19 protein-coding genes are annotated in these 23,100 nt (G+C 38.4%); 18 read left to right on the forward strand and 1 reads right to left on the reverse strand.

The features are described from left to right. Positions 1-17 precede the first annotated feature (17 nt). The 4 genes from rpoC (at position 18) to ACRD62_RS08660 (ending at position 8,816) form a co-directional block, all read left to right on the forward strand. Positions 18-4,292, forward strand: coding sequence for a DNA-directed RNA polymerase subunit beta' (gene rpoC / locus ACRD62_RS08645; RefSeq protein ID WP_430819735.1), 4,275 nt, complete (start codon positions 18-20; stop codon positions 4,290-4,292). Between the two features lie 71 nt (positions 4,293-4,363). Then, positions 4,364-4,690: a DUF3467 domain-containing protein gene (locus ACRD62_RS08650; protein ID WP_321409809.1), complete on the forward strand. Its 327-nt coding sequence runs from the start codon at positions 4,364-4,366 to the stop codon at positions 4,688-4,690. 54 nt (positions 4,691-4,744) lie between these two features. Beyond that, the gene (locus ACRD62_RS08655; protein ID WP_430819736.1) at positions 4,745-5,911 is read left to right on the forward strand and encodes an exo-beta-N-acetylmuramidase NamZ family protein; all 1,167 of its coding nucleotides are present in this window, start codon (positions 4,745-4,747) and stop codon (positions 5,909-5,911) included. Between the two features lie 10 nt (positions 5,912-5,921). Continuing rightward, on the forward strand, positions 5,922-8,816 hold the full coding sequence (locus ACRD62_RS08660) for a serine hydrolase domain-containing protein (RefSeq protein WP_430819737.1): 2,895 nt from the start codon (positions 5,922-5,924) through the stop codon (positions 8,814-8,816). Here ACRD62_RS08660 and ACRD62_RS08665 read toward each other — a convergent pair. Next, positions 8,813-9,535 (reverse strand): AlbA family DNA-binding domain-containing protein, encoded by a 723-nt coding sequence (locus ACRD62_RS08665; protein WP_430819738.1) that lies wholly within the window; start codon positions 9,533-9,535, stop codon positions 8,813-8,815. The genes ACRD62_RS08660 and ACRD62_RS08665 overlap by 4 nt on opposite strands. Positions 9,536-9,757: 222 nt before the next feature. Here ACRD62_RS08665 and nuoE point away from each other — a divergent pair, with 222 nt between their 5' ends. The 14 genes from nuoE (at position 9,758) to ACRD62_RS08735 (ending at position 23,095) form a co-directional block, all read left to right on the forward strand. After that, positions 9,758-10,237 carry an NADH-quinone oxidoreductase subunit NuoE gene (gene nuoE, locus ACRD62_RS08670; RefSeq protein ID WP_430819739.1) on the forward strand — a complete coding sequence of 160 codons (480 nt, stop codon included), beginning with the start codon at positions 9,758-9,760 and terminating at the stop codon, positions 10,235-10,237. Between the two features lie 19 nt (positions 10,238-10,256). Further along, entirely contained in the window at positions 10,257-11,438 is a 1,182-nt protein-coding gene (locus ACRD62_RS08675; RefSeq protein ID WP_430819740.1) for an NADH-ubiquinone oxidoreductase-F iron-sulfur binding region domain-containing protein, read from the forward strand. 17 nt (positions 11,439-11,455) lie between these two features. Then, positions 11,456-13,246, forward strand: coding sequence for an NADH-dependent [FeFe] hydrogenase, group A6 (locus ACRD62_RS08680; RefSeq protein WP_430819741.1), 1,791 nt, complete (start codon positions 11,456-11,458; stop codon positions 13,244-13,246). A gap of 234 nt (positions 13,247-13,480) precedes the next feature. Further along, on the forward strand, positions 13,481-13,741 hold the full coding sequence (locus ACRD62_RS08685; RefSeq protein ID WP_430819742.1) for an NAD(P)H-dependent oxidoreductase subunit E: 261 nt from the start codon (positions 13,481-13,483) through the stop codon (positions 13,739-13,741). Between the two features lie 12 nt (positions 13,742-13,753). Further along, a complete protein-coding gene (locus tag ACRD62_RS08690) occupies positions 13,754-15,613 on the forward strand; it encodes a [Fe-Fe] hydrogenase large subunit C-terminal domain-containing protein (RefSeq protein ID WP_430819743.1) in 1,860 nt (619 codons plus the stop codon). Next, positions 15,597-16,787 (forward strand): SpoIIE family protein phosphatase, encoded by a 1,191-nt coding sequence (locus tag ACRD62_RS08695; RefSeq protein ID WP_430819744.1) that lies wholly within the window; start codon positions 15,597-15,599, stop codon positions 16,785-16,787. The genes ACRD62_RS08690 and ACRD62_RS08695 overlap by 17 nt, the downstream gene beginning before the upstream one ends. Positions 16,788-17,036: 249 nt before the next feature. After that, entirely contained in the window at positions 17,037-17,381 is a 345-nt protein-coding gene (locus tag ACRD62_RS08700) for a DRTGG domain-containing protein (protein ID WP_430819745.1), read from the forward strand. 9 nt (positions 17,382-17,390) lie between these two features. Continuing rightward, positions 17,391-17,807 (forward strand): ATP-binding protein, encoded by a 417-nt coding sequence (locus tag ACRD62_RS08705; RefSeq protein ID WP_430819746.1) that lies wholly within the window; start codon positions 17,391-17,393, stop codon positions 17,805-17,807. Positions 17,808-17,814: 7 nt separating this feature from the next. Further along, positions 17,815-19,197, forward strand: a complete 1,383-nt coding sequence (locus ACRD62_RS08710; RefSeq protein WP_430819747.1) for a [Fe-Fe] hydrogenase large subunit C-terminal domain-containing protein — start codon at positions 17,815-17,817, stop codon at positions 19,195-19,197. Then, entirely contained in the window at positions 19,184-19,519 is a 336-nt protein-coding gene (locus ACRD62_RS08715) for a DRTGG domain-containing protein (protein ID WP_430819748.1), read from the forward strand. Before ACRD62_RS08710 ends, ACRD62_RS08715 begins: the two co-directional genes overlap by 14 nt. A 1-nt stretch (position 19,520) precedes the next feature. Then, positions 19,521-20,264, forward strand: a complete 744-nt coding sequence (locus ACRD62_RS08720) for a PHP domain-containing protein (protein WP_430819749.1) — start codon at positions 19,521-19,523, stop codon at positions 20,262-20,264. Beyond that, entirely contained in the window at positions 20,261-20,803 is a 543-nt protein-coding gene (locus ACRD62_RS08725) for an ATP-binding protein (protein WP_430819750.1), read from the forward strand. Before ACRD62_RS08720 ends, ACRD62_RS08725 begins: the two co-directional genes overlap by 4 nt. A gap of 80 nt (positions 20,804-20,883) precedes the next feature. Beyond that, on the forward strand, positions 20,884-21,291 hold the full coding sequence (locus ACRD62_RS08730) for a (2Fe-2S) ferredoxin domain-containing protein (RefSeq protein WP_321409836.1): 408 nt from the start codon (positions 20,884-20,886) through the stop codon (positions 21,289-21,291). 10 nt (positions 21,292-21,301) lie between these two features. After that, positions 21,302-23,095, forward strand: coding sequence for an NADH-ubiquinone oxidoreductase-F iron-sulfur binding region domain-containing protein (locus tag ACRD62_RS08735; RefSeq protein WP_430819751.1), 1,794 nt, complete (start codon positions 21,302-21,304; stop codon positions 23,093-23,095). Positions 23,096-23,100 lie beyond the last annotated feature (5 nt).

The raw sequence follows: 23,100 nt of genomic DNA on the forward strand, positions 1-23,100 counted from the left end.
CAAATACTCTACGCTATATGGCATTTAGAAGAGATCAGAAAACAAAAACTAGTTTCAATAAGATCACTATTGGCTTGGCTTCACCGGAAGAAATTCTGGAGATGTCGAGTGGCGAAGTGCTTAAGCCTGAAACTATCAACTACCGTACATATAAGCCTGAGCGCGACGGATTATTCTGTGAAAGAATTTTCGGTCCTGTAAAGGATTATGAATGTCACTGTGGTAAATATAAGCGTATCAGGTACCGTGGCATCGTCTGCGACCGATGTGGTGTTGAAGTAACCGAGAAGAAGGTACGTCGTGAGAGAATGGGACATATCTCATTAGTGGTTCCTGTTGCTCATATCTGGTATTTCAAGTCATTACCGAATAAAATTGGTTACTTACTTGGTTTACCAACAAAAAAATTAGATACTATCATTTATTACGAGCGTTATGTTGTTATTAATGCTGGTGTTAAAGCTGAAGATGGTATTAACAAAATGGATTTCTTAACAGAAGAGGAATATCTTGATATTTTAGAAACTCTTCCAAAAGATAATCAGCATCTTGATGATGATGATCCAAACAAATTCATTGCAAAAATGGGTGCCGATGCATTACATATGTTATTAGGCCGCATTGATTTGGATTCATTATCTTATGACTTACGTCATAAAGCGAGTACTGAAACATCACAACAACGTAAGAATGAAGCTTTAAAGCGTCTTCAGGTTGTTGAGTCATTCCGTGAGTCGCAAGGTATCAACCGTCCTGAATGGATGATTGTGAAAGTAGTTCCTGTTATTCCACCAGAATTACGTCCTTTGGTACCATTGGATGGTGGTCGTTTTGCTACTTCCGACCTTAACGACTTGTATCGCCGTGTGATTATCCGTAACAATCGTTTGAAGCGATTAATTGAAATCAAAGCACCTGAAGTAATCTTACGTAACGAAAAACGTATGTTACAGGAAGCTGTGGATTCATTGTTCGATAACTCGCGTAAATCAAATGCTGTTAAAACTGATTCAAACCGTCCTTTAAAATCTTTAAGTGATAGTTTGAAAGGTAAGCAAGGACGTTTCCGTCAGAACTTATTGGGTAAGCGTGTTGACTACTCAGCTCGTTCTGTAATTGTTGTAGGTCCGGAGCTTAATATGCATGAGTGTGGTATTCCAAAAGATATGGCAGCTGAGCTGTTTAAACCATTTGTTATCCGTAAGCTTATCGAGCGTGGGGTAGTAAAAACGGTTAAATCAGCAAAGAAAATTGTTGACCGTAAAGATCCTGTTGTTTGGGATATTTTGGAAAATGTAATGAAAGGTCACCCGGTATTATTAAACCGTGCCCCTACGCTTCACCGTTTAGGTATTCAGGCGTTTCAGCCTAAAATGATCGAAGGTAAAGCAATTCAGCTACATCCACTTGCTTGTTCTGCATTTAACGCTGACTTTGACGGTGACCAGATGGCGGTTCACTTACCATTAGGTAATGCTGCAATTTTGGAAGCCCAAATGTTAATGTTAGGATCTCAAAACATTTTGAACCCTGCTAACGGTGCACCTATTACTGTACCATCTCAGGATATGGTTTTGGGTCTCTATTATATGACCAAAGCTCGTGAAGGTGCCAAAGGTGAAGGATTGATTTTCTATTCACCAGAGGAGACTAAAATTGCCTTTAACGAAAAACGTGTTGATTTACATGCAATCGTAAAAGTTAAAACTAATGATTTAAATGCTGAAGGTGAGATTGTTAAAACAATAATCGAAACAACAGTTGGACGAATCTTATTTAATGAGTTTGTACCTTCTAAGGCAGGTTATATCAATAAAGTTTTGACCAAAAAGGCATTGCGCGACATTATTGGTGAAGTACATAAAGTTTGTGGTACACCACGTACTGCAGCTTTCCTTGATGATATTAAAAACCTTGGATACCGTATGGCATTCGAAGGTGGTCTGTCGTTTAACCTGGGTGACGTAATTATACCTGCTGAAAAAGAAACTCTTGTTCAGGAAGGATATGATGAAGTTGAAGAAGTAATGAATAACTATAACATGGGTTTCATTACCAACAACGAACGTTACAATCAGATTATCGATATCTGGACGCATGTTAATGCCCGATTGACTCAAACCTTAATGAATCAGTTGAGTTCTGACAGACAAGGTTTCAACTCAGTATACATGATGCTTGACTCTGGAGCGAGGGGTTCTAAGGAACAGATTCGTCAGTTGTCAGGTATGAGGGGGCTGATGGCAAAACCACAGAAATCTGGTGCTGAAGGAGGTCAGATTATTGAAAACCCAATTCTTTCGAACTTTAAAGAAGGACTGTCGGTATTAGAGTACTTTATCTCTACTCACGGTGCACGTAAAGGTTTGGCGGATACCGCTCTTAAAACTGCGGATGCGGGATACCTTACTCGTCGTTTGGTTGACGTATCTCAGGATGTGGTTATTCTTGAAGAAGATTGTGGTACTCTAAGAGGTTTAACAGCAACTGATATAAAAAATAACGAAGAAGTTGTTGCTTCTCTATACGAACGTATTCTTGGACGTGTTTCTGTTCACGATATTTATCACCCAAGTACTGGTGAAAAACTGGTAAGCGCTGGTGAAGAGATTGTTGAAGATCAGGCAAGATTAATTGATGACTCACCAATAGAGCGTGTTGAGATTCGTTCAGTACTGACATGTGAATCTAAACAAGGTGTTTGTGCTAAGTGTTACGGACGTAACCTGGCAACAGGCCGTATGGTTCAAATGGGTGAATCGGTTGGTGTAATTGCTGCACAATCAATCGGAGAGCCGGGTACACAGTTAACACTTCGTACTTTCCACGTAGGGGGTACAGCAGGTAACATTACTTCAGAAAACAGTATCAACGCTAAATACGATGGTGTTGTTGAAATTGAAGAGTTACGTACTGTTCCATCAACTACGGAAGAAGGAACTGAAGTGGATGTGGTGATAGGTCGTTTGGCTGAATTGCGTATTATCGACAAGAATACCAATATTGCCTTAACTACACACCCAATTCCTTATGGTGCCAAACTCCACATTAAAAACGGAGCCGAAATTAAGAAAGGCGATGTGATTTGTGAATGGGACCCATATAACGCATTGATCATTACAGAAAAATCCGGTAAGGTTTCTTTCGAAAATATGATTGATGGTGTTACTTACAAAGAGGAATCGGATGAACAAACTGGTTTCCGCGAAAAAGTAATCACTGAAACTCGTGATAAAACCAAGAACCCATCATTGCGTATCTTAAGTGCCGATGGTGAGATCTTAAAAACATATAACTTACCTGTGGGAGCTCACCTTTCAGTAGATGAAGGTGATGAAGTGAAAATGGGTCAGATATTAGCTAAGATTCCTCGTGCTGTTGGTAAAGCAGGTGATATCACCGGTGGTCTTCCAAGGGTAACCGAATTATTCGAAGCTCGTAACCCAAGTAACCCTGCAGTAGTATCTGAAGTTGATGGTGAGGTAACGTTTGGTAAAATCAAACGTGGTAACCGCGAAATCATGGTTACTTCTAAAATAGGTGAAGTAAAGAAGTATCTGGTATCACTTTCTAAGCAGATCCTCGTTCAGGAGAATGACTATGTACGTGCGGGTACTCCTCTTTCTGACGGAGCAACTACTCCATCAGACATCTTGAGTATTAAAGGTCCTACTGCTGTTCAGGAATATATTGTGAACGAAGTTCAGGATGTATATCGTCTACAGGGTGTGAAAATCAATGATAAGCACTTCGAAATTATCGTACGTCAGATGATGCGTAAGGTAGATATCGATGATCCGGGAGATACTAAATTCCTTGAAAAGCAAATCGTTGATAAGATTGAGTTCATGGAAGAGAACGATAATATCTGGGGTAAAAAAGTAGTTGAAGATGCTGGTGATTCACAAACATTGAAAGCTGGTATGATTATTACAGCCCGTCGTTTGCGTGATGAGAACTCTCAGTTGAAGCGTCGTGACTTGAAACTGGTAACAGCTCGTGAAGCAATTCCGGCTACATCAAGTCAGGTATTACAGGGTATTACCCGTGCCGCACTTCAAACTAAGAGTTTCATGTCAGCTGCATCCTTCCAGGAAACAACTAAAGTGTTAAATGAAGCAGCTATCCAGGGTAAAGTCGACAGACTTGAAGGATTGAAGGAAAATGTGATCTGTGGTCACTTGATTCCTGCCGGTACTGGTGTGCGTTCATATAACAAAGTTGTTGTAGGATCACGAGAAGAATTTGACCGCTTGGTAGGTAAAGAAGTGGTTGAAGAGAATCAAGACTAAACAAATTATTTTGAGATAAGGAGAGAGGGGGAGCACGTTAGTGACTTCCCCTTTTTTGAAAAAATATTGCTATGGAAGATAAGAAGAATCAGAATCAGTTGAATATCGAGCTTAAGGAAGATGTTGCACAAGGTGTTTACTCAAACCTTGCTGTAATAACACATTCACCTTCGGAGTTTGTGCTCGATTTTGTGAGAGTTATGCCAGGTGTGCCTAAAGCACAGGTGAAATCGCGCGTTATCATTACACCTGAGCATGCTAAACGTTTGATGAATGCACTGAATGACAATATAAAGCGTTATGAGTCGATTCATGGTCCAATTAAACAATCGGTACCGCAAGGACCTGACGGTGGACCGGTGATGCCAATGAATTTTGGACCAACAGGACAAGCTTAAAGAATAAAACGGGGCAATTTGCTCCGTTTTTTTTATTTTTAAATAAAAAATCAAATGTCCATTCGTCTCCTGCTGTTTAGCCTCTTGGCTATTTTTATTTCTTCATGTTCTGCTCAGACTGAAAAATCACGGATTATATTAGGTGCTGAGCAATTTGAATCCTACTTGCCATTGCTAAAAGACAAAAAAGTTGGATTATTGGTTAATCACACTTCACTTGTAAATTCGACACATTTGTTAGATACCTTATTAGCATTAAATATTGATGTTCAAAAAGTATTTGCTCCCGAACATGGTTTCAGGGGAAATGCTGATGCAGGTGAGTTGATTAAAAGTGATGTTGATATAAAAACAGGAATTCCAATTGTTTCGATGTATGGTAAAAGTAAGAAACCGTCAAAGGAAACAATGGCAGGATTAGATGCTGTTGTATTTGATATACAGGATGTAGGAGTAAGGTTTTACACTTATGTTTCTTCGATGCATTACATGATGGAAGCATGTGCTGAGAATAATGTTCAGTTGATTGTGTTGGATCGTCCAAATCCGAATGGCGACTATTTTGATGGTCCGGTTTTACAAAAGAAATTTCAATCTTTTGTTGGGATGCATCCTATCCCTGTGGTGCATGGTCTTACGGTTGGTGAACTGGCAAAAATGATAAATGATGAGTATTGGTTAAAGGATAGCCTGAAGACTAGTTTGACGGTAATTCCAATGCAGCATTATAGCCATGATACTTTTTATTCCTTACCGGTTAAACCTTCGCCCAATTTACCCAATGATATATCAATTAGATTATATCCTTCCTTATGCTTTTTCGAAGCAACAACAATCAGTGTTGGACGTGGCACCTATATGCCGTTTCAGGTGATTGGTTATCCTGATTCCTGCATGGGAGATTTTACATTTACTCCGGTATCCATTGAAGGAATGTCAAAATATCCGTCACAACAGAATCAGTTATGTTATGGGATTGATCTCAGACAAGAGCCATTAAGTCATATGTTTACACTGAAGTACTTTGTTGATTTTATGAATAAATGTGTTCCTTCAGATACATTAATCGACAGGGTTAGATGGTTTAATCTTCTTGCCGGCAACGATATGCTTTTAAAAAAAATAAAGGACGGATGGTCGGAAGAACAGATTAAAGAAAGCTGGCATGATGAATTAAATAACTATGCTATTTTAAGACAAAAGTATTTGTTATATCCATGATAAACATTGTATGAAATCTATTATAAAAATTCTTCTTGTACTGGTATTACCATTCAATATTACTGCTCAATCTAATTTTCCGTTTTATGCAGATGAAACAGCAAATCAATGGGTAGATAGTATTTATCAAACATTGTCTGTTGATGAGCAAATAGCACAATTGTTTTGGATAGCCATTGAAAATACTGCTGATGAGAATGCTATATTGAAAAATGAGAACCTGATTCGCGAAACTAAACCGGGAGGAATCATATTTTTTGAGAGCCAATCTTCAGAAGTCATAGATTTGATTAGTCGTTTAAATCATTTATCAGAGGTTCCATTAATTGTGGCAATAGATGGAGAGTGGGGTTTAGGTATGCGTTTAAAAGATGCAAATTCTTTTCCTTATCAAATGACTTTAGGTGCTATTCAAAATGATAGTTTGATTTATGAAATGGGTAGGGAAATAGGTCGTCAGATGAAACAAATGGGTATTAATGTTAATCTGGCTCCAGTAGTTGATGTTAATAACAATCCGGATAACCCTGTAATTGGAAAACGATCGTTTGGAGAGGATCCTGAAAATGTTGCCCGTAAATCATGGGCTTATGCCAAGGAACTGCAGGATGCCGGTATTCTGGCAGTTGCCAAGCATTTTCCGGGACATGGTGATACAAATAAAGATTCGCATCTTACTTTACCTGTTATTTCGCACACTAAAGAAAGACTGGACAGTATTGAGCTGGTGCCTTTCCGGTATGTTATTGAAAAAGGAATCAAGGGTGTTATGACTGCTCATTTAGCTGTTACATCTCTGGAGGATAATGAACAGTTACCATCAAGTTTATCAAAATCGATTTCAACCGATTTGTTACAGACCCAAATGGGATTTACAGGGCTGGTTATTACAGATGCTATGAATATGAAAGGTGTATCAGACTATTCGGGTGTTGGTGAAAATGAATTACAGGCTTTAATTGCTGGAAACGATATAATCGAATTTAGTCCTGATCTGAAGAAATCAATTGAAACCATAAAAAAGGCTCTTCAATCTGGTAAAATATCTCAAAAAACAATAGAAGCTAAGTGTAAGAAAGCTTTATTGGCAAAATATGATTGTGGTCTGAGTAATGCCAGAACAGATTCTTTTAATTATAGTAATGACCATCCCAAAGCTGATTATTTGAAATCAAGCTTATATAAAGAAGCCATTACAGTAATAAAGAATGATGCTGGTATTCCGTTCAAAAAACTGGATGATATTAAAATATCAGTAGTTTGTTTTGAGAATGCTGTAGAATGGAAAAACAATTTTTTAAGGTATCTGGATGTTGAAATAATAGATGGGACTATAAGTAAGATTGATTTATTAGATAGTGCATCTAAGGTATTGGTAATTCCCGACAGTAAGGTTTATAAAAAATATCAGCAACAAATTGATCAGCTTTTGTTAAAAGACAATTGTATTTTAGTTTACCAGGGAAACCCATATCAATTGGCTGAAATAGAAAATTTTGATAAGGCAGAAAGTATTATTCTAACCTATGAAAACAATCCTATTACCAGGGATTGGGTATCTCAACTTTTATTTGGAGCTATTGAAGCCAATGGTACTTTACCGGTTAGTATTAATGAAAAGTACAGAGCAGGTTATGGACTGAATATTGAATCATTAAACAGGCTATCGTATACACAACCTGAAGAGTTTGATTTAGATTCTCGTTTTATTACAACAAAGGTTGATTCGGTTGTGAATGCAGGATTAACAATGAAGGCATTTCCGGGCTGCAGGGTTTTTGTAGCTATTGATGGAAAGGTGATATTCAATAAATGTTATGGTTTTCATACATATGACAGTATATCTCCTGTTCAGGAACACGATGTATACGATTTGGCATCAGTTACCAAAATATCTGGGCCATTACCTCTTATTATGAAGGGAGTGGATGATGGATTGATTGATTTGGATCAGTCTTTCTCAACTTATTGGCCTGACTGGCAGAAAAAGCTTTTTCACAGCTCAAATAAGGAGGAGCTGATCTTTAGAGAAGTCTTAGCTCATCAAGCAGCTTTAACACCTTATATCAACTATTATCCATTCACCTTAAAAAATGGTGTTTATAATAGTCGTTTTTATGATGATCATTTTTCAGATAAGTTTTCGTTGCAGATAGATGATAATGTGTTCCTGAAAACATCGTTTAAAAAGAAGATTTATAAAGAAATACGTAAGTCACCTTTGTTGAATGAGCATAAATACACCTATAGTGGATTATCTTATATTATTTATCCAGAGCTGTTAACCAATCTTTTTCATCACAACTACGAAGAATGTCTTTATAGTCAGTTTTATAAACCTCTGGGAGCATCATCTCTTTGCTATCTGCCCCTTTCGAAGATGGATACCTGCAGAATTCTTCCTACAGAGATGGATAATAATTATCGGCATAAACTGGTTAAGGGATGGGTGCATGATGAAGCAGCTGCTGTAATGGGTGGAGTTTCAGGAAATGCAGGTTTATTTGCTTCTGTTCATGACTTGGCAAAGCTAATGCAGATGTATCTTCAGAATGGTGAATACGGGGGAGAAAGATACATAAGTGCCGATGTATTGAAACAATTCAGTCAGGTTCAATATCCTGAAAATGAAAACAGGAGAGGCCTGGGATTTGATAAGCCTATATTTGGTAATGATACTTTATCTATTGATCAATCTTACCCTGCACCAGGAGTAAGTGCTGACAGTTTTGGACACAGTGGTTTTACCGGCACTTTTGTATGGATGGATCCCCAATATAAAATGTTGTATATATTCTTGTCAAACAGAGTTTATCCAACAAGGGATAACAGACTTCTTTATCAAAAGAATATAAGACCTTCGATACAACAAGTATTTTACGATGCTTTAAAATCCAAGAATTAAAAATCTTCAGGAAGTTCTTGCTGAGTCATTTCAGGGTAAACAGGGTTTGGATTCATTTTGTAAAAAATCTGTTTTTCAGTGATGTCCATTACAAGTACCTTCATGTGAATCAGATTGATCAGTATTTTTTCTGCTTTTCGTGGACTGATACGAGCCATTCCGCAAAATCTTGAGAAGGTGATATAACCATGAATTTCAAGATAGGAGAGAAGTTTGCTCTCGGCATATTTGATTTTTAACATGCCTCCACTTCCTTCTTTCTCCTTTTGCCATACCTCCAATAAAATTCGGTTGGCCATAATGTTTTGATCCTTAACACGTACGTATGCTTTGGGCTTACCATCTTTATCTGGAGCACGGTGTGGACGTTTATTGCTCTTGGGAATAATGATTTCAAGAACTGTTTTACCTTCTACTTCCCATTTTCTGGTTTCGAAAGGAACCTGTGGTTTGCAATGAATTTTAGCTGCTGCCTCAATCATGTAATATTCCTCATCAGATTCAACACCCGCAATTCTGCCATTGTCTTTTACGCCCAATAACAATCTACCACCATCGGTATTGGCAAAAGCAGATAATGAGCGGGCTATCTTTTTTGAGTCATTAACAGCGAATTTAAAATCCTGTGTCTGATGCTCACCTTCGGCAATCATATTTAATAGTTCTTTCCCTTCCACAACTAAAATTCTTTTGCGCAAAGGTCGGAAAAAAGTTGTCATCAACGAAATATTACTTTATTTCCAGAATTGGGCATCAATCAAGCAAATGCTTTACCTAATAGTATGTAGTGTGTTGATAAATAGTTATTAAGAATAAGTCTTTATAATACTTAAATAGGAAAATAGTGATATTTATCATGTGACAAAATCGTTAAAAAATATTAAATTACTGAAAAATATCTCTAATAAATAGAGCAGTGATCACCCTTAAATTTCGCAATTATGACAGAAGTGAAACAACTGGTTCAAGACCTTGCTGATCAATATGGCAGAAACCAGGAAAGTCTGTTACCAATTCTGCAAGGTATTGTAAACAGAGAGCAACACATTTCAGAAGATGCGATGATTGAAGTAGCCCGGGAATTGAATATTTCGGCAGCTCAGGTTTATGGAACTGCAACGTTTTATTCTTTTCTAAACACCAAACCCCTAGGCAAGTATGTCATTCGTGTTTGTAAAACAATTACGTGCATGATGCACGGAAAAAATCAGATTATAAAAGAACTTGAAACCGTTCTGAAGGTGAATCTGGGAGAAACCACACACGATGGCAAATTTACCCTGCTCGAAACAAACTGCCTTGGTCAATGTCATAAAGGGCCGGCAATGTTAATTAACGATAAACCATACACTGAACTTACTCCTGATAAGGTGAGAGAGATTATAATGATGTATCGTGATAAGGAATTACGAGTAAACTAACCATTAACATCTTTCAACTATGAAAAAGAAACATCTGCAACGACTGGATCTTATTTTTAAGAACGAACACGATATAGAAGATATTCTAACCAAAACATTCAAAAAAAGCAATGAGGAGCTTGTTAATGATTTGATAAGTTCAGGATTAAAAGGCCGAGGAGGTGCTGGATTTCCTACGGGTTTAAAATGGAAGCTGGCTTCAGAAGAAGAATCTGATTCTAAATACATTATTTGTAATGCCGATGAGGGTGAGCCCGGAACCTTTAAAGATCGTGAGATACTATCGAGAGTTCCCCATAAAGTTTTAACCGGAATGGCAGTTTGCGCCCGTATTATTGGAGCCAAAAAAGGATTTATTTATCTGCGGGGAGAATATGTTTTTCTGAAACCTCAATTAATGGAGGTAATTAAAGAATTTCATCAGTTATTGGATAAGCTCAAACTGGATTTCAGGGTTGAAATTTTCTTAGGTAGTGGAGCATATATCTGTGGGGAGGAAAGTGCCTTATTTGAAAGTATGGAAGGTAAAAGAGGAGAACCACGGAATAAACCTCCTTTTCCAACACAGCATGGCTATAAAAGTAAACCAACCGTAATAAATAATGTAGAAACACTGGCTCATACATATTCGATTTTTAAATATGGTGCCGATAAATTTAAAGATTTGGGAGTTCAGGATTCACGTGGGTCAAAAGTATTTTCTGTATCCGGAGATACTCCTATTCCTGGAATTTATGAACTGGAATTTGGTATGTCGTTACAAAAATTTGTAGAAGATTTTGGTGATGGGGATGCCAAAGCTGTTCAGGTCGGTGGTGCTTCCGGTTTTTGTGTACCCCGCAAAAAGTTTGACAAAACGGTTATAGGTTATCAGGGTAAACTAAGAGGTACTTCTTTGCCAACAGGAGGCTCCATGATGATTTTCAATTCGTCGCGTTCCATGTATAATGTCCTGCATAATTATCTTGATTTTTTTGTGGAAGAATCATGTGGGCAATGCACACCCTGCAGGGTTGGAACTCAACAATTATTGTTAGGTATTGAAGCCGTTAAAAAAGGAGAACAACCCTCTTCTTATCTTGAAAAGTTAATGGAACTGGCTGAAGCAATGCGGATAACTGCTAAATGTGGTTTAGGGCAATCAGTTGCTAATTCTTTCTCTTCAATTGTTGAGAACTTCAAAGAAGAAATGATCTACTAACCCTTAAATCGAAAATCATGTCAGATAAGATTAATCTACGAATTGATAATATCGCCGTAAGTGTTGAAGAAGGTACAACTATTCTGGAGGCTGCACGAAAGGTAAATATCAGAATTCCTACTTTATGTCATCACGAGGATTTATGTGTTGCCGGAAATTGCCGGGTTTGTATGGTTGAACAAACCGGAGCTGATAGATTATTGCCATCTTGCGCAATGCCTGTTTCAGAAGGTATGGAGATTCAAACCAATAGCTTGAAAGTCAGAAGTGCTCGCAGGCAAATTATTGAATTGCTGGTAAGTGAACACCGAGCCGATTGTACCAGATGTTATAAAAACGGTAAGTGTGAATTGCAGGAGCTCTCTTCGGAATATATTATTGGTGAAAGCGGTTTTATTGATTTGGTTCCCTTAAAGGTGATGACCATCGATAATTTTTCACCATCAATCATAAAAGATGACAGTAAATGTATTCGTTGCCAACGTTGTGTTCGGACCTGCGATCAACTGCAAAATATAGGCGCTTTAACGGTAGCATACAAAGGGAAAAATATGAAGATTTCATCTTTCTATGAAAAGCCAATGTATGAAGTGGTTTGTACCAATTGTGGTCAGTGTGTGAATCGTTGCCCAACAGGTGCTTTAACCGAGAAGACCTATGTCGAACAGGTGTGGACAGCCATCAACAATGATAAAAAGCATGTGGTTGTACAAACAGCTCCTGCTGTACGTATTGCTTTGGGAGAGGCATTGGGTATGCCAGCCGGTGAAATTGTGACTGGTAAAATGGTTTCCGCTTTGCGTCGTTTAGGCTTTGATTCTGTTTTGGATACTGATTTTACAGCTGACTTAACCATTATTGAAGAGGGTAATGAGTTATTGCAACGTTTGAAAAAAGTGTTGGTTGATGGCGATACTTCGGTTAAAATTCCAATGACAACTTCGTGCTCACCAGGATGGGTGAAGTTCATTGAACATACCTTTCCGGAATATCTAGAAAATGTTTCCACTGCAAAATCACCACAGCAAATGTTTGGTGCTTTGGCTAAGACGTTCTATGCCAAAAAAGTTAATGTTGAACCGGAGGATATGGTAAGTGTATCCATTATGCCTTGTACAGCTAAGAAATATGAAGCTGACCGTCCTGAGATGCGTAGCAGCGGATACAAAGATGTTGATTTTGTTTTAACAACACGTGAGTTGGCTTTGATGATTAAGCAGGCCGGAATCGACTTTGCTTCATTGCCCGAAGATGAGTACGATAGTTTTATGGGTGAATCCTCAGGTGCAGCAGTAATCTTTGGCGCCACTGGCGGAGTAATGGAAGCTGCCTTGCGCACAGCTTATGAAGTGGTAACAGGACGCGAGGTTCCATTTGATAATTTGAATATTACGCCTGTTAGAGGTATGGATAGCATAAAAGAGGCAAGTGTTAAAATTGAAAATCCTTTACCTGAATGGAGCTTTTTGGATGGTGTTGAGCTTAAAACCTGCGTAGCACATGGACTTAGTAATGCTAAGCAAGTTATGGAAGCTGTTAAGTCTGGTAAAGCCGATTATCATTTTATTGAGATTATGGCATGTCCGGGTGGATGTTTAGGTGGTGGAGGTCAGCCAATTCCAACTTCTCCTGCCATAAGAGAAAAGCGTAGTAAGGCTATTTACAAAGAAGATAGTTTGAAACCTATCAGAAAATCGCACGAAAATCCTGAGATAGCACAAATCTATGATGAGTTTTTAAAAGAACCATTGGGTAAGAAGTCACACCAATTATTACATACTCATTATACAGAAAGAAACAGATACTAATTACCTCGGTCGTTTCAAAAATGTAATTGCTTCGGCTTGCAATTACAACTAAACCGGGACGAGTTCCCGGTTTTTTATAGCTTATTTTTTAATGTTTTAATAATGAGTGTTATAGCTCATGTGCATTGGTCAACTTATTATTTAGTATTGATATAAATTACCGTTTTAAAGGGGACAGGAAATCTAATTACGGATAAATTTATATAATTTAATATTTAAATATTATGCTGAGTCATGGATAACAAAGTAGAAATTACCATTTGTTTAGGGAGTTCCTGTTTCTCAAGAGGAAATAAGGAAGTACTTCAAGTGATTAAAAGCTTTATTGCCGAACACCAACTGGAAGCAAAAGTTTTTTTTCATGGTGACTTATGCGGAGGAAGATGTGAAGAGGGGCCTGTATTAAAGATTGATAATACATTGTATAAAAAGGTTAGTGTTGATAATGTATATGAAATCTTACGTAGCTTTTTTGATATTAATGATAATGTCTAGAATATAGAATCTATGGCTCAACTTATTGTTGCAGATAAGGATAAGTGTAATCTGAGTTATACATGTGTTCGGGTTTGTCCGTCAAAAGCGATTAAAATAGCCGACCGGCATGCACAGATTTTACCCGATCGTTGTATTGGTTGCGGACATTGTGTTACAATGTGTTCGCAAGAAGCTATCAGTTACCGCGATGAACAGACTATTGTACAGGAATTACTGGCTTCTAAAATGAAAGTGGCAGCCATTTGTGATTCTGCCATATCAGGTGAATTCAATGATGTAACTGATTACAGAAAATTTGTGGCAATGATTCGTGCCTTAGGTTTTGATTATGTAACAGAAATGTCCTTTGCAGTTGACTTAATTGCCTATCGCTACAAAGATTTGGTTGATAACTTTCAGGGCAAACATTTTATATCATCCAAATGTCCGGCGACAGTCAAATACATTGAACGACATGAGCCGGAACTTGTTGAGAATCTCGCAGGTATTGTTCCTCCTTATGTTGCAATGAGTAAGGTTGTGCATCAACGTTATGGAGCGGATACCAAAATAGTTTATATTACAGCATGTACTGCTGCTAAAGATGATACCAAGCGGTTTCATGGTAGTGATGGTAGTATAGAATCGGTTCTCACTTTTGTTGAATTAAGGAAATTATTCAAGAAAAAAAGAATCACAGAGAATACAGTTGAATACAGTGAATTTGATCCTCCACTTGGAAGAAAAGGAGGTCTTTTCCCAATCTCGCATGGCTTATTTCAGGCAGTTGATATCAATCAGGGCTTGCTAGAGGGAAATATTCTAATTACCGAAGGAAGAACCAATTTTTTACAATCTATTAAGGAATTTAAAGAAGAGAAGGATATGCATCAGCATCTTGATCTTTTTTATTGCAGGGGGTGTATCATGGCACCAGGAATGACACCCGGAGGTAAAAAATTTACACGTCGTTCGCAAGTGATTGAATATGTAGATAAAAGGATGAAGGCCATAGATGTTTACCAGTGGCGGCTTGATGTTGAGGAATTTAAAACCTTGGATCTGAGTCGTTCATTCAAATCTGTTGACTTACGTCTTTCTCAACCGAGCGAGGAGGATATTGATCGTGTTTTGCTGGAAATGGGGAAAGGAAAACGTGAAGATCAATTGGGGTGTGGAGCATGTGGTTATCCTTCCTGTCGTGAGTTTGCTGTAGCTCATTTGCAAGGATTGACGAATTTTGAACAATGTTATACCTATTCTATAAAATCACTTAGAAGCTATGTTAAAAAACTAAATGCTTCCAACGAAAAATATAAGCAATCTCAAGATGCTTTATTGAAAAGTGAAGAGAGGGCAAGATATGAAGAACGATCGGCCAAAGAGGCTGCAGAAACTACAACAGCAATGCTTAATAAACTAAGAGCCGGAGTGGTTATGGTCGATGCCAATTTAAAGGTGGTAGAGGCTAACCGCCGGTTCATAGAGATGTTGGGTGAAGACGCCAGAGAAATTTCAATGCTTATCCCAGGTTTGAAAGGTGCCGAATTGAGTAAATTAATTGATTTTCATCGAGTGTTTACAACTGTATTACAATCCGGTCAGGATGTGCTGGACAGAGATGTTACATATGGTAATTCTATACTTAATGTTTCGGTATTTACCATTAAGAAAAACGAAGTTGTTGGTGGCATTATCCGTGATCTGGTAACACCTGAAGTTCGAAAAGAGGAAGTAATTAAGCGGGCCCGTGATGTTATCAAAGAAAACCTGCAAACAGTTCAGCAAATAGCCTTTTTACTAGGTGAAAGTGCCTCAAAAACAGAAAAAACGCTTAATAGTATCATAGAAGCACAGCAGTTGGGAGAATCCAATGAATCAGGAAAATAAATTCTACATCGATATCGAATGCCGGCAGAATAATCATGTTGGTGAGCTTATTTGCGGCGATGTTTTTCTTTCAAAACGCATCAAAGAAGAAGGAAGAACAATTGCTGTATTATCTGATGGAATGGGTAGTGGGGTTAAAGCTAATGTATTGGCAACATTAACCGCTTCGATGGCGCTTAATTTTACGGTTGAACATCGTGAGGTAAGAAGAACAGCAGAAATAATTATGAATACTCTGCCGGTTTGTAGTGTTCGAAAGGTGAGCTACAGCACATTTACCATTATTGATATTGAAGATGATGGCACAACCACAATTGTGGAGTATGATAATCCAACATGTACCATCACCCGTGGAGCTGAAATATACGATGCCAAATGGGATTATATTGAGCTGGAAGGAGAACAAAACAGAGGTAAGAAAATACGTATCTGTCGTTTTATTGCCAGGCGTGAAGACCGCATCTTTTTTTGGTCTGATGGAATAATGCAGTCAGGTATGGGTACAAAGGCATTTCCATTTGGCTGGGGCGAAGATGGTATGCGCGACTATGTGAAAAGTTTGGTTAGATATACTCCATTCGCATCCTCGGGTAAGTTGGCTCAAAAGGTTCTGAATATGGCACTTCTACATGATGGAGATAAGCCTAAAGATGATTCTTCATGCGGGGTTATTTATTTCAGAGAACCAAGAAAATTATTATTGGTTACCGGGCCTCCGTATGAGGATAGTAAAGACTTTCAATTTGCATTAAAGGTGCAGCATTTCAAGGGTAAAAAAATAATAGCAGGTGGCACCACAGCAGAAGTGGTTTCCAGGGAACTGGCATTGAAATTTGATGCAGGTTTGGAATCTGACGATCCGGATTTGCCACCTATATCATTTATGCAGGAAATAAACCTGGTGACAGAAGGCATTCTTACACTTGGCAAAGTGGCACGCTTACTTGAACAATATAATATGGATACAAGGCTGGGTAAAGGTCCTGCAGATCAGATTATAAAAATGCTTTTTGAGAGTGATAAAATACACATTATCAATGGTACACGCATTAATGTGGCGCATCAGGATCCGAATCTTCCGGTAGAGTTGGAAATTAGAAGAACGGTAGTTAAAAGGATTATCAGATTACTGGAAGAAAAGTTTTTGAAAGATGTAGATGTCGAGTATATATAATTGACGAAAATCATGATCTTATGATTCCTTACAGAATGGAATTACAGAATGTTCTATTCTTATATTTTATAAGTGGTTACGTTGTTTTTATAACTTGATTATTGAACATTAATTTAGATTTGATATGTATTATAGAAAATCAAGATCTTCATTTTTTTTTTTCATATTATTAGTATTCATTTGTTAAAGAATCATGAAAAATTTCTTTAATCGAGAAGCTTGATTCTGAATACTAAAGGCTGATCCAACATGAAAATAAAAGAGATTGCAGAAATATTAGAGGCAAAGGTGGTTTGTGGAGAGGACGACATTGATAGAGACATACGATGTGGCTTTGCCAGTGACCTGATGAGCGACGTATTAACATTAGACTCAGAAAACCTGGCCCTCATTACGGGTTTAGCCAATATGCAGGTTATCAGAACAGCCGAAATGGCTGATGTTAACTGTATTGTTTTTGTGCGCGATAAGCATGTGAGTAATGAAATGATTGAGGTTGCCAAAGAAAATGATATGGTACTTCTCGAGTGCAAATATTCAATGTTCAACACGATAGGTAAATTGTTCCAGGCAGGATTAGCACCTGTTTACTGATTTATAGATATGGAGTTTAATTACGAAGTAGAGGGTGGAAATTTCGCAAAGGCGGGTTATGCAGCAAGTAGCGTAAAAAAGGTGCTGAAGGAACTTAATGTTGATCCGAAAATTATTAAGCGTGTGGTTGTGGCATTGTACGAAGGAGAAGTAAACGTTGTAGCACATGCTTACAGGGGCAATATTAAAGTCGACATTGATACAGAACGCATTTTTATTGAGATTAAAGATGAAGGACCTGGAATACCGGACATCAATCTTGCCATGCAGGTGGGGTATTCAACAGCCTCGGCAATGGTACGCGAAATGGGGTTTGGTGCTGGTATGGGACTTCCGAATATGAAACGAAATGCTGATACTTTAGATATTTCCAGTTCAGTAGGAAAAGGTACAGTAGTTGAATTAACAACTTACCTGGTTAAATGAAAATTGTATGAGCGAACAACAGTTTTATCATGCTTTAAAAGTAGACCGCGACAAATGCTTCGGGTGTGTTCATTGTATGAATGAATGCCCGACTGATGCAATTCGTATTCGTGATGGAATTGCCACAATTCGTAAGGATTGGTGCATTGATTGCGGGGAGTGCATGAAAGCCTGTCCGGTTGATGCAATATATGTTGAGCAGGATGACTTTGATGATATCTTTCGTTACAAATACAGGGTAGCCATATTACCATCTGTTTTTATTGGTCAGTTTTCGAAAGTCATCAGTGTAGATGAAATCATAGAAATATTAAAAGGATTAGGTTTCACTCATATTGTGCCGGCTGAGGCAACTGTGGATGTAATTAATGAAGCAATGCTTGAAGCCTATGATTCAGATATTGAGAAACCTTTAATTAGTACTTTCTGTCCTTCAATTGTCCGTTTGATTCAGGTTCGTTTTCCCGGATTGGTTCACAATATTATGCCTATCAAACCACCCATTGACACTACTGCAATTTATTACCGTAAGCGTTTGATTGATGAAGGAAACAATCCGGAAGAGATTGGAATATTTTACGTAACACCTTGTGCATCTAAAATTGCAACTGTTAAAGCTCCGGTTGGAGAGGACGAGTCTTTTGTGGATGGAGTCATTAACATGGATTTTTTATACAACAAGGTTTACCACATCTTAAAAAATCGAAATGTAGCCAGAGAAGCTAATGAGACTGATGCATTTGAATACATTAGCCCTAAGGCACTACGCTGGAGTCTTACAGAAGGTGAATCTTCCAGCATGAAAGGCCGTTGTTTGGCTATCGATGAAATTCATAATGTTATTAAATTTCTGAATAAGGTTGAGAATGATGAAATCATTAATGTTGATTTTATCGAATTAAGAGCTTGCGACCAGAGTTGTGCCGGAGGTGTACTGCTTAGCGAAAATCGTTTCCTTACGGTTGAGCGTATGAAAAAAAGGGCAGAAAACCTTGAGCAAATGCAAATAAAAGCCAAAGAGATCAGCTTTGATCATCATCAATATATAAAAGAAAGATTATCCATTAAGCCAATAGAACCCCGTTCGATGATGGGTTTGGATAACGATATGGCCACTGCCATTAAGAAAATGGAACGAGTGCGTCGTATCATGTGTTTTTTACCTGGTATTGACTGCGGAGCCTGCGGTTCGCCGAGTTGCGAAGGTCTGGCACGTGATATTGTATTAAAGGATGCAAATCTTTCGAGCTGTGTGTTTATGCAGCGAATGATGGAAAAAAGTAAAAAACTGGATCCGCAGCATTCCATTCGAATTATTGAGAAAACATGGGGAAAAGATCGATTGGATAAGGATTGTTATAAAAAAGGAGCAAAAAATGAAGGTAACTGATATAATTGAAAAACTTAATCTGAAGGTTATTGCAGGTGCAGAAGGCTTGCAAAATAAAGTGACAGGAGGCTACACTTCAGATTTGTTAAGCGATGTAATGGGAAATGCAGATGAAGGTCAGGTTTGGATTACCCTGCAAACACATCGCAATGTGATGGCTGTGGCATCGCTTAAAGAAGTGGCTGCCGTTATTATCGTCAAAGGCTTGGAAGCAGAGGAAAGCACCATCAGTCAAAGTAATAATGAAGGGATTCCTTTGTTAAGTTCCGATTTGGAAACATTTGAATTGTCGGGCCAGCTGTATCAGTTATTGCATCCGTAAGATGAATCTTTTCAAAGCTGATCTACATATTCATACGGTCCTTTCTCCATGCGGAAGTCTGGAAATGAGTCCGAAAGTGATTGTAGAACGTGCTTTGGAAATGGGGTTAGATATTATTGGTATTACCGATCATAACTCAACACTGCAGTGTGAAGTAGTTGTGAAATTAGCCGGTAAAAAAGGATTGACGGTTCTTTGTGGAGCTGAAGTAACCACCAAAGAAGAAGTCCATTGCCTAACGTTCTTTGAAACTTTTGAAAAACTTGAAACTTTTCAGCAATATCTGGATCAACATCTTCCGGATATTCCAAATGATACTGAAATGTTTGGACACCAGGTTTGGGTTGATGAAGATGAAAATATACTGGGTGAAGAAAGTCGATTGTTGATTAGTGCCATTGATCAGAGCATAGAAGAGGTGGAAGCAATGGTGCGGAGTCTGGATGGTTTGTTTATTCCAGCTCATGTTGATCGGGGGCGATTCAGTTTATACAGTCAGTTGGGTTTTATGCCTTCTGATTTAAAACCGGATGCCGTGGGTGCGACTTTCAGAGCCAACATGGATGAGATGATTAAAAGTCATCCAGAGTTGAAAAAGCTTGCTATACTAAGGTCATCCGATGCACATTTTCCGGAGGCAATTGGTACTCACTACACTGTTTTAGAAATGGAACAATGTAATTTTAGTGAAATTCGGTTGGCCCTTCATCAAAAGGATGGTCGAAAAGTAAAGGAACTGGTATGAGAGATCTTTCGATGCATATCACCGATATCGTTCAAAACTCGGTACGAGCGAAGGCTAAACTTATTCAGCTTACGATTGAAGAAAAAGGAGAATGGCTGGTTTTTACTTTTGAGGATGATGGTACTGGAATGGATGCGGAAACGGTGAAAAAAGTAACAGATCCATTTTATACCTCACGCACAACCCGCAAAGTTGGGTTAGGATTACCACTTTTTAAGCAAAATGCAGAACTAACAGGTGGCACTCTGGAGATATATTCTCAATTAGGAGAAGGTACAACTGTAAAGGCTGATTTTGGAAAGGACCATATCGATCGTCCACCAATGGGTGATTTAAAATCAACAGTAGCTATGCTGATCACCGGGAATCCCGAAGTTGATATGGTATTCACCTATCGAACAAAGGATGATGAGTTTAGATTGGATAGCAGAGAAGTTAAGGAAGTGTTGGATGGAATGGATATCAGAATGCCTCAGGTGACAAGTTTTTTGAAAGAAATGATTGATGAAAATTTAAAAGAGATAAAAGCAGACTTATAAAGTGTACTTGTTGAGGCTAATGAGTTAAAGCAAGCACATATCAGCTAAACAAAAATGTGTAATAATTATATCCAATTGCTATGACTAAAGTGAAATCCCTTGCCGACCTTCGAAAAATGAAGGAAGAATTGGCAAACAAAGTCCAGCTGAGAGAAAAGAGCGATCATCCTGATAAAATCGTTCAGGTGAAAGTTTCGATGGCTACATGTGGAATTGCCTCAGGTGCCAAAGAAGTGATGAACCATATTATTGAAGAGCTGGACAGACAGGCAATAGATGCAGTCGTAACCCAGACCGGCTGCATGGGTTATTGCTATGCCGAGCCTACTATTGAGGTAACTTTGCCCAGCTCCAATCCGGTTGTGTTTGGGTATGTAGATTTTAAAAAAGCCAACGAAATAATTGCAAAGTACATTATTAGGGGTGAGTTGGTAGATGGAATCATCCCCGTAAATTACGAAACAGTTAACGATAAAAAGAACGACTAGGTATAACGCTATGGCAAAATATAAAAATCATGTTCTTGTGTGTGGCGGTACAGGATGTCGCGCATCGCAAGGAGAAGAGATTGTACAAAACCTGAATCGTATTCTTGAGGAGAATGGTCTCGAGCAGGAAGTTCAGGTGGTAAGAACAGGATGTTTTGGTTTCTGTGAAAAAGGTCCTGTGGTAAAAATGGTTCCCGATAACACTTTTTATGTGCAGGTTAGCCCTAAAGACGCAGAAGAGATTGTTAAAGAGCATCTGGTTAAAGGCCGTCAGGTTGAAAGACTTTTATACATCGATCCGGAAACAAAAAAACAAGTTTCAGAATCGAAAAACATGGGCTTCTACAAAAAACAGATTCGGATTGCTTTACGAAATTGTGGATTTATCAACCCTGAAAATATAGATGAATATATTGCCCGCGATGGGTATGCTTCATTAGGTAAAGCTCTTACTGAGATGAAACCTGAAGAGGTAATCAAAATTATTATTGATTCCGGATTACGTGGTCGTGGTGGAGGTGGATTCCCTACCGGATTAAAATGGGATATTACCCGCAAAGTAGAATCAGATCAGAAATACGTAGTATGTAATGCAGACGAAGGAGATCCGGGAGCCTTTATGGATCGTTCCATTCTGGAAGGTGATCCGCATTCAGTTTTGGAGGCAATGGCTATCAATGCCTATTGTACAGGTGCCGACAAAGGTCTGATTTATATCCGTGCAGAGTATCCGCTTGCTATTAAACGTTTGAAAATTGCCATTGAACAGGCTCGTGAATATGGCTTGTTGGGTAGTGATATATTTGGTACCGGTTTTAATTTTGATGTCGAATTACGTTTTGGTGCCGGTGCTTTTGTTTGTGGTGAAGAAACTTCGTTGATTCACTCCATGGAAGGATTACGAGGAGAACCTACAGTTAAACCTCCTTTCCCTTCAGAAAGCGGATACAAAGGCAAGCCTACCAACGTAAATAATGTTGAGACTTACGCCAACATTCCGGTTATCCTGATGAAAGGTGCTGAATGGTTTAGCAGTATCGGAACCGAGAAAAGTAAAGGAACCAAGGTGTTTGCCCTGGCAGGAAAGGTAAATAACGTTGGTTTGATTGAAGTACCGATGGGTACCACTCTTCGGGAAGTAATTTTTGATATTGGTGGTGGTATTAAAGACGGTAAGAAATTTAAAGCTGTTCAAACAGGTGGGCCATCGGGTGGGTGTTTAACCGATAAACACCTTGATATACCTATTGATTACGATAACTTGCTGGCCAGTGGATCAATGATGGGATCTGGTGGTATGATCGTGATGGATGAAAGCGATTGTATGGTATCAATGGCTAAGTTTTATCTTGATTTTACTGTTGAAGAATCATGTGGTAAGTGCGCTCCATGTCGAATCGGTAACAAGCGTTTGTACGAAATGCTTCATAAAATTACCGAAGGAAAAGGTACTGAGGCCGACCTTGATAACCTTCGCAATTTGAGTAATGTTATTAAGGATACCTCGCTTTGTGGTTTGGGGCAAACCTCTCCAAATCCGGTTTTATCAACCATGGAAAATTTCTGGGATGAATATATCGCACACGTGAAAAACGATAACTGTCCGGCTGGTCAGTGTAAAGCGTTAATGCAATATGTTATTGACGAAGAAAAATGTGTGGGTTGTACTTTATGCTCACGTGTTTGTCCGGTTGATGCCATTGCAGGTGAGAAAAAAGCACCGCATGTGATCAATCCAACAACATGTATTAAGTGTGGAGCGTGTTATGAAAAATGTAAGTTCGGAGCGATCAGCATCCAGTAATTTAC

The sequence above is a fragment of the Carboxylicivirga caseinilyticus genome, assembly GCF_050589785.1.
Classification (GTDB): domain Bacteria; phylum Bacteroidota; class Bacteroidia; order Bacteroidales; family Marinilabiliaceae; genus Carboxylicivirga; species Carboxylicivirga caseinilyticus.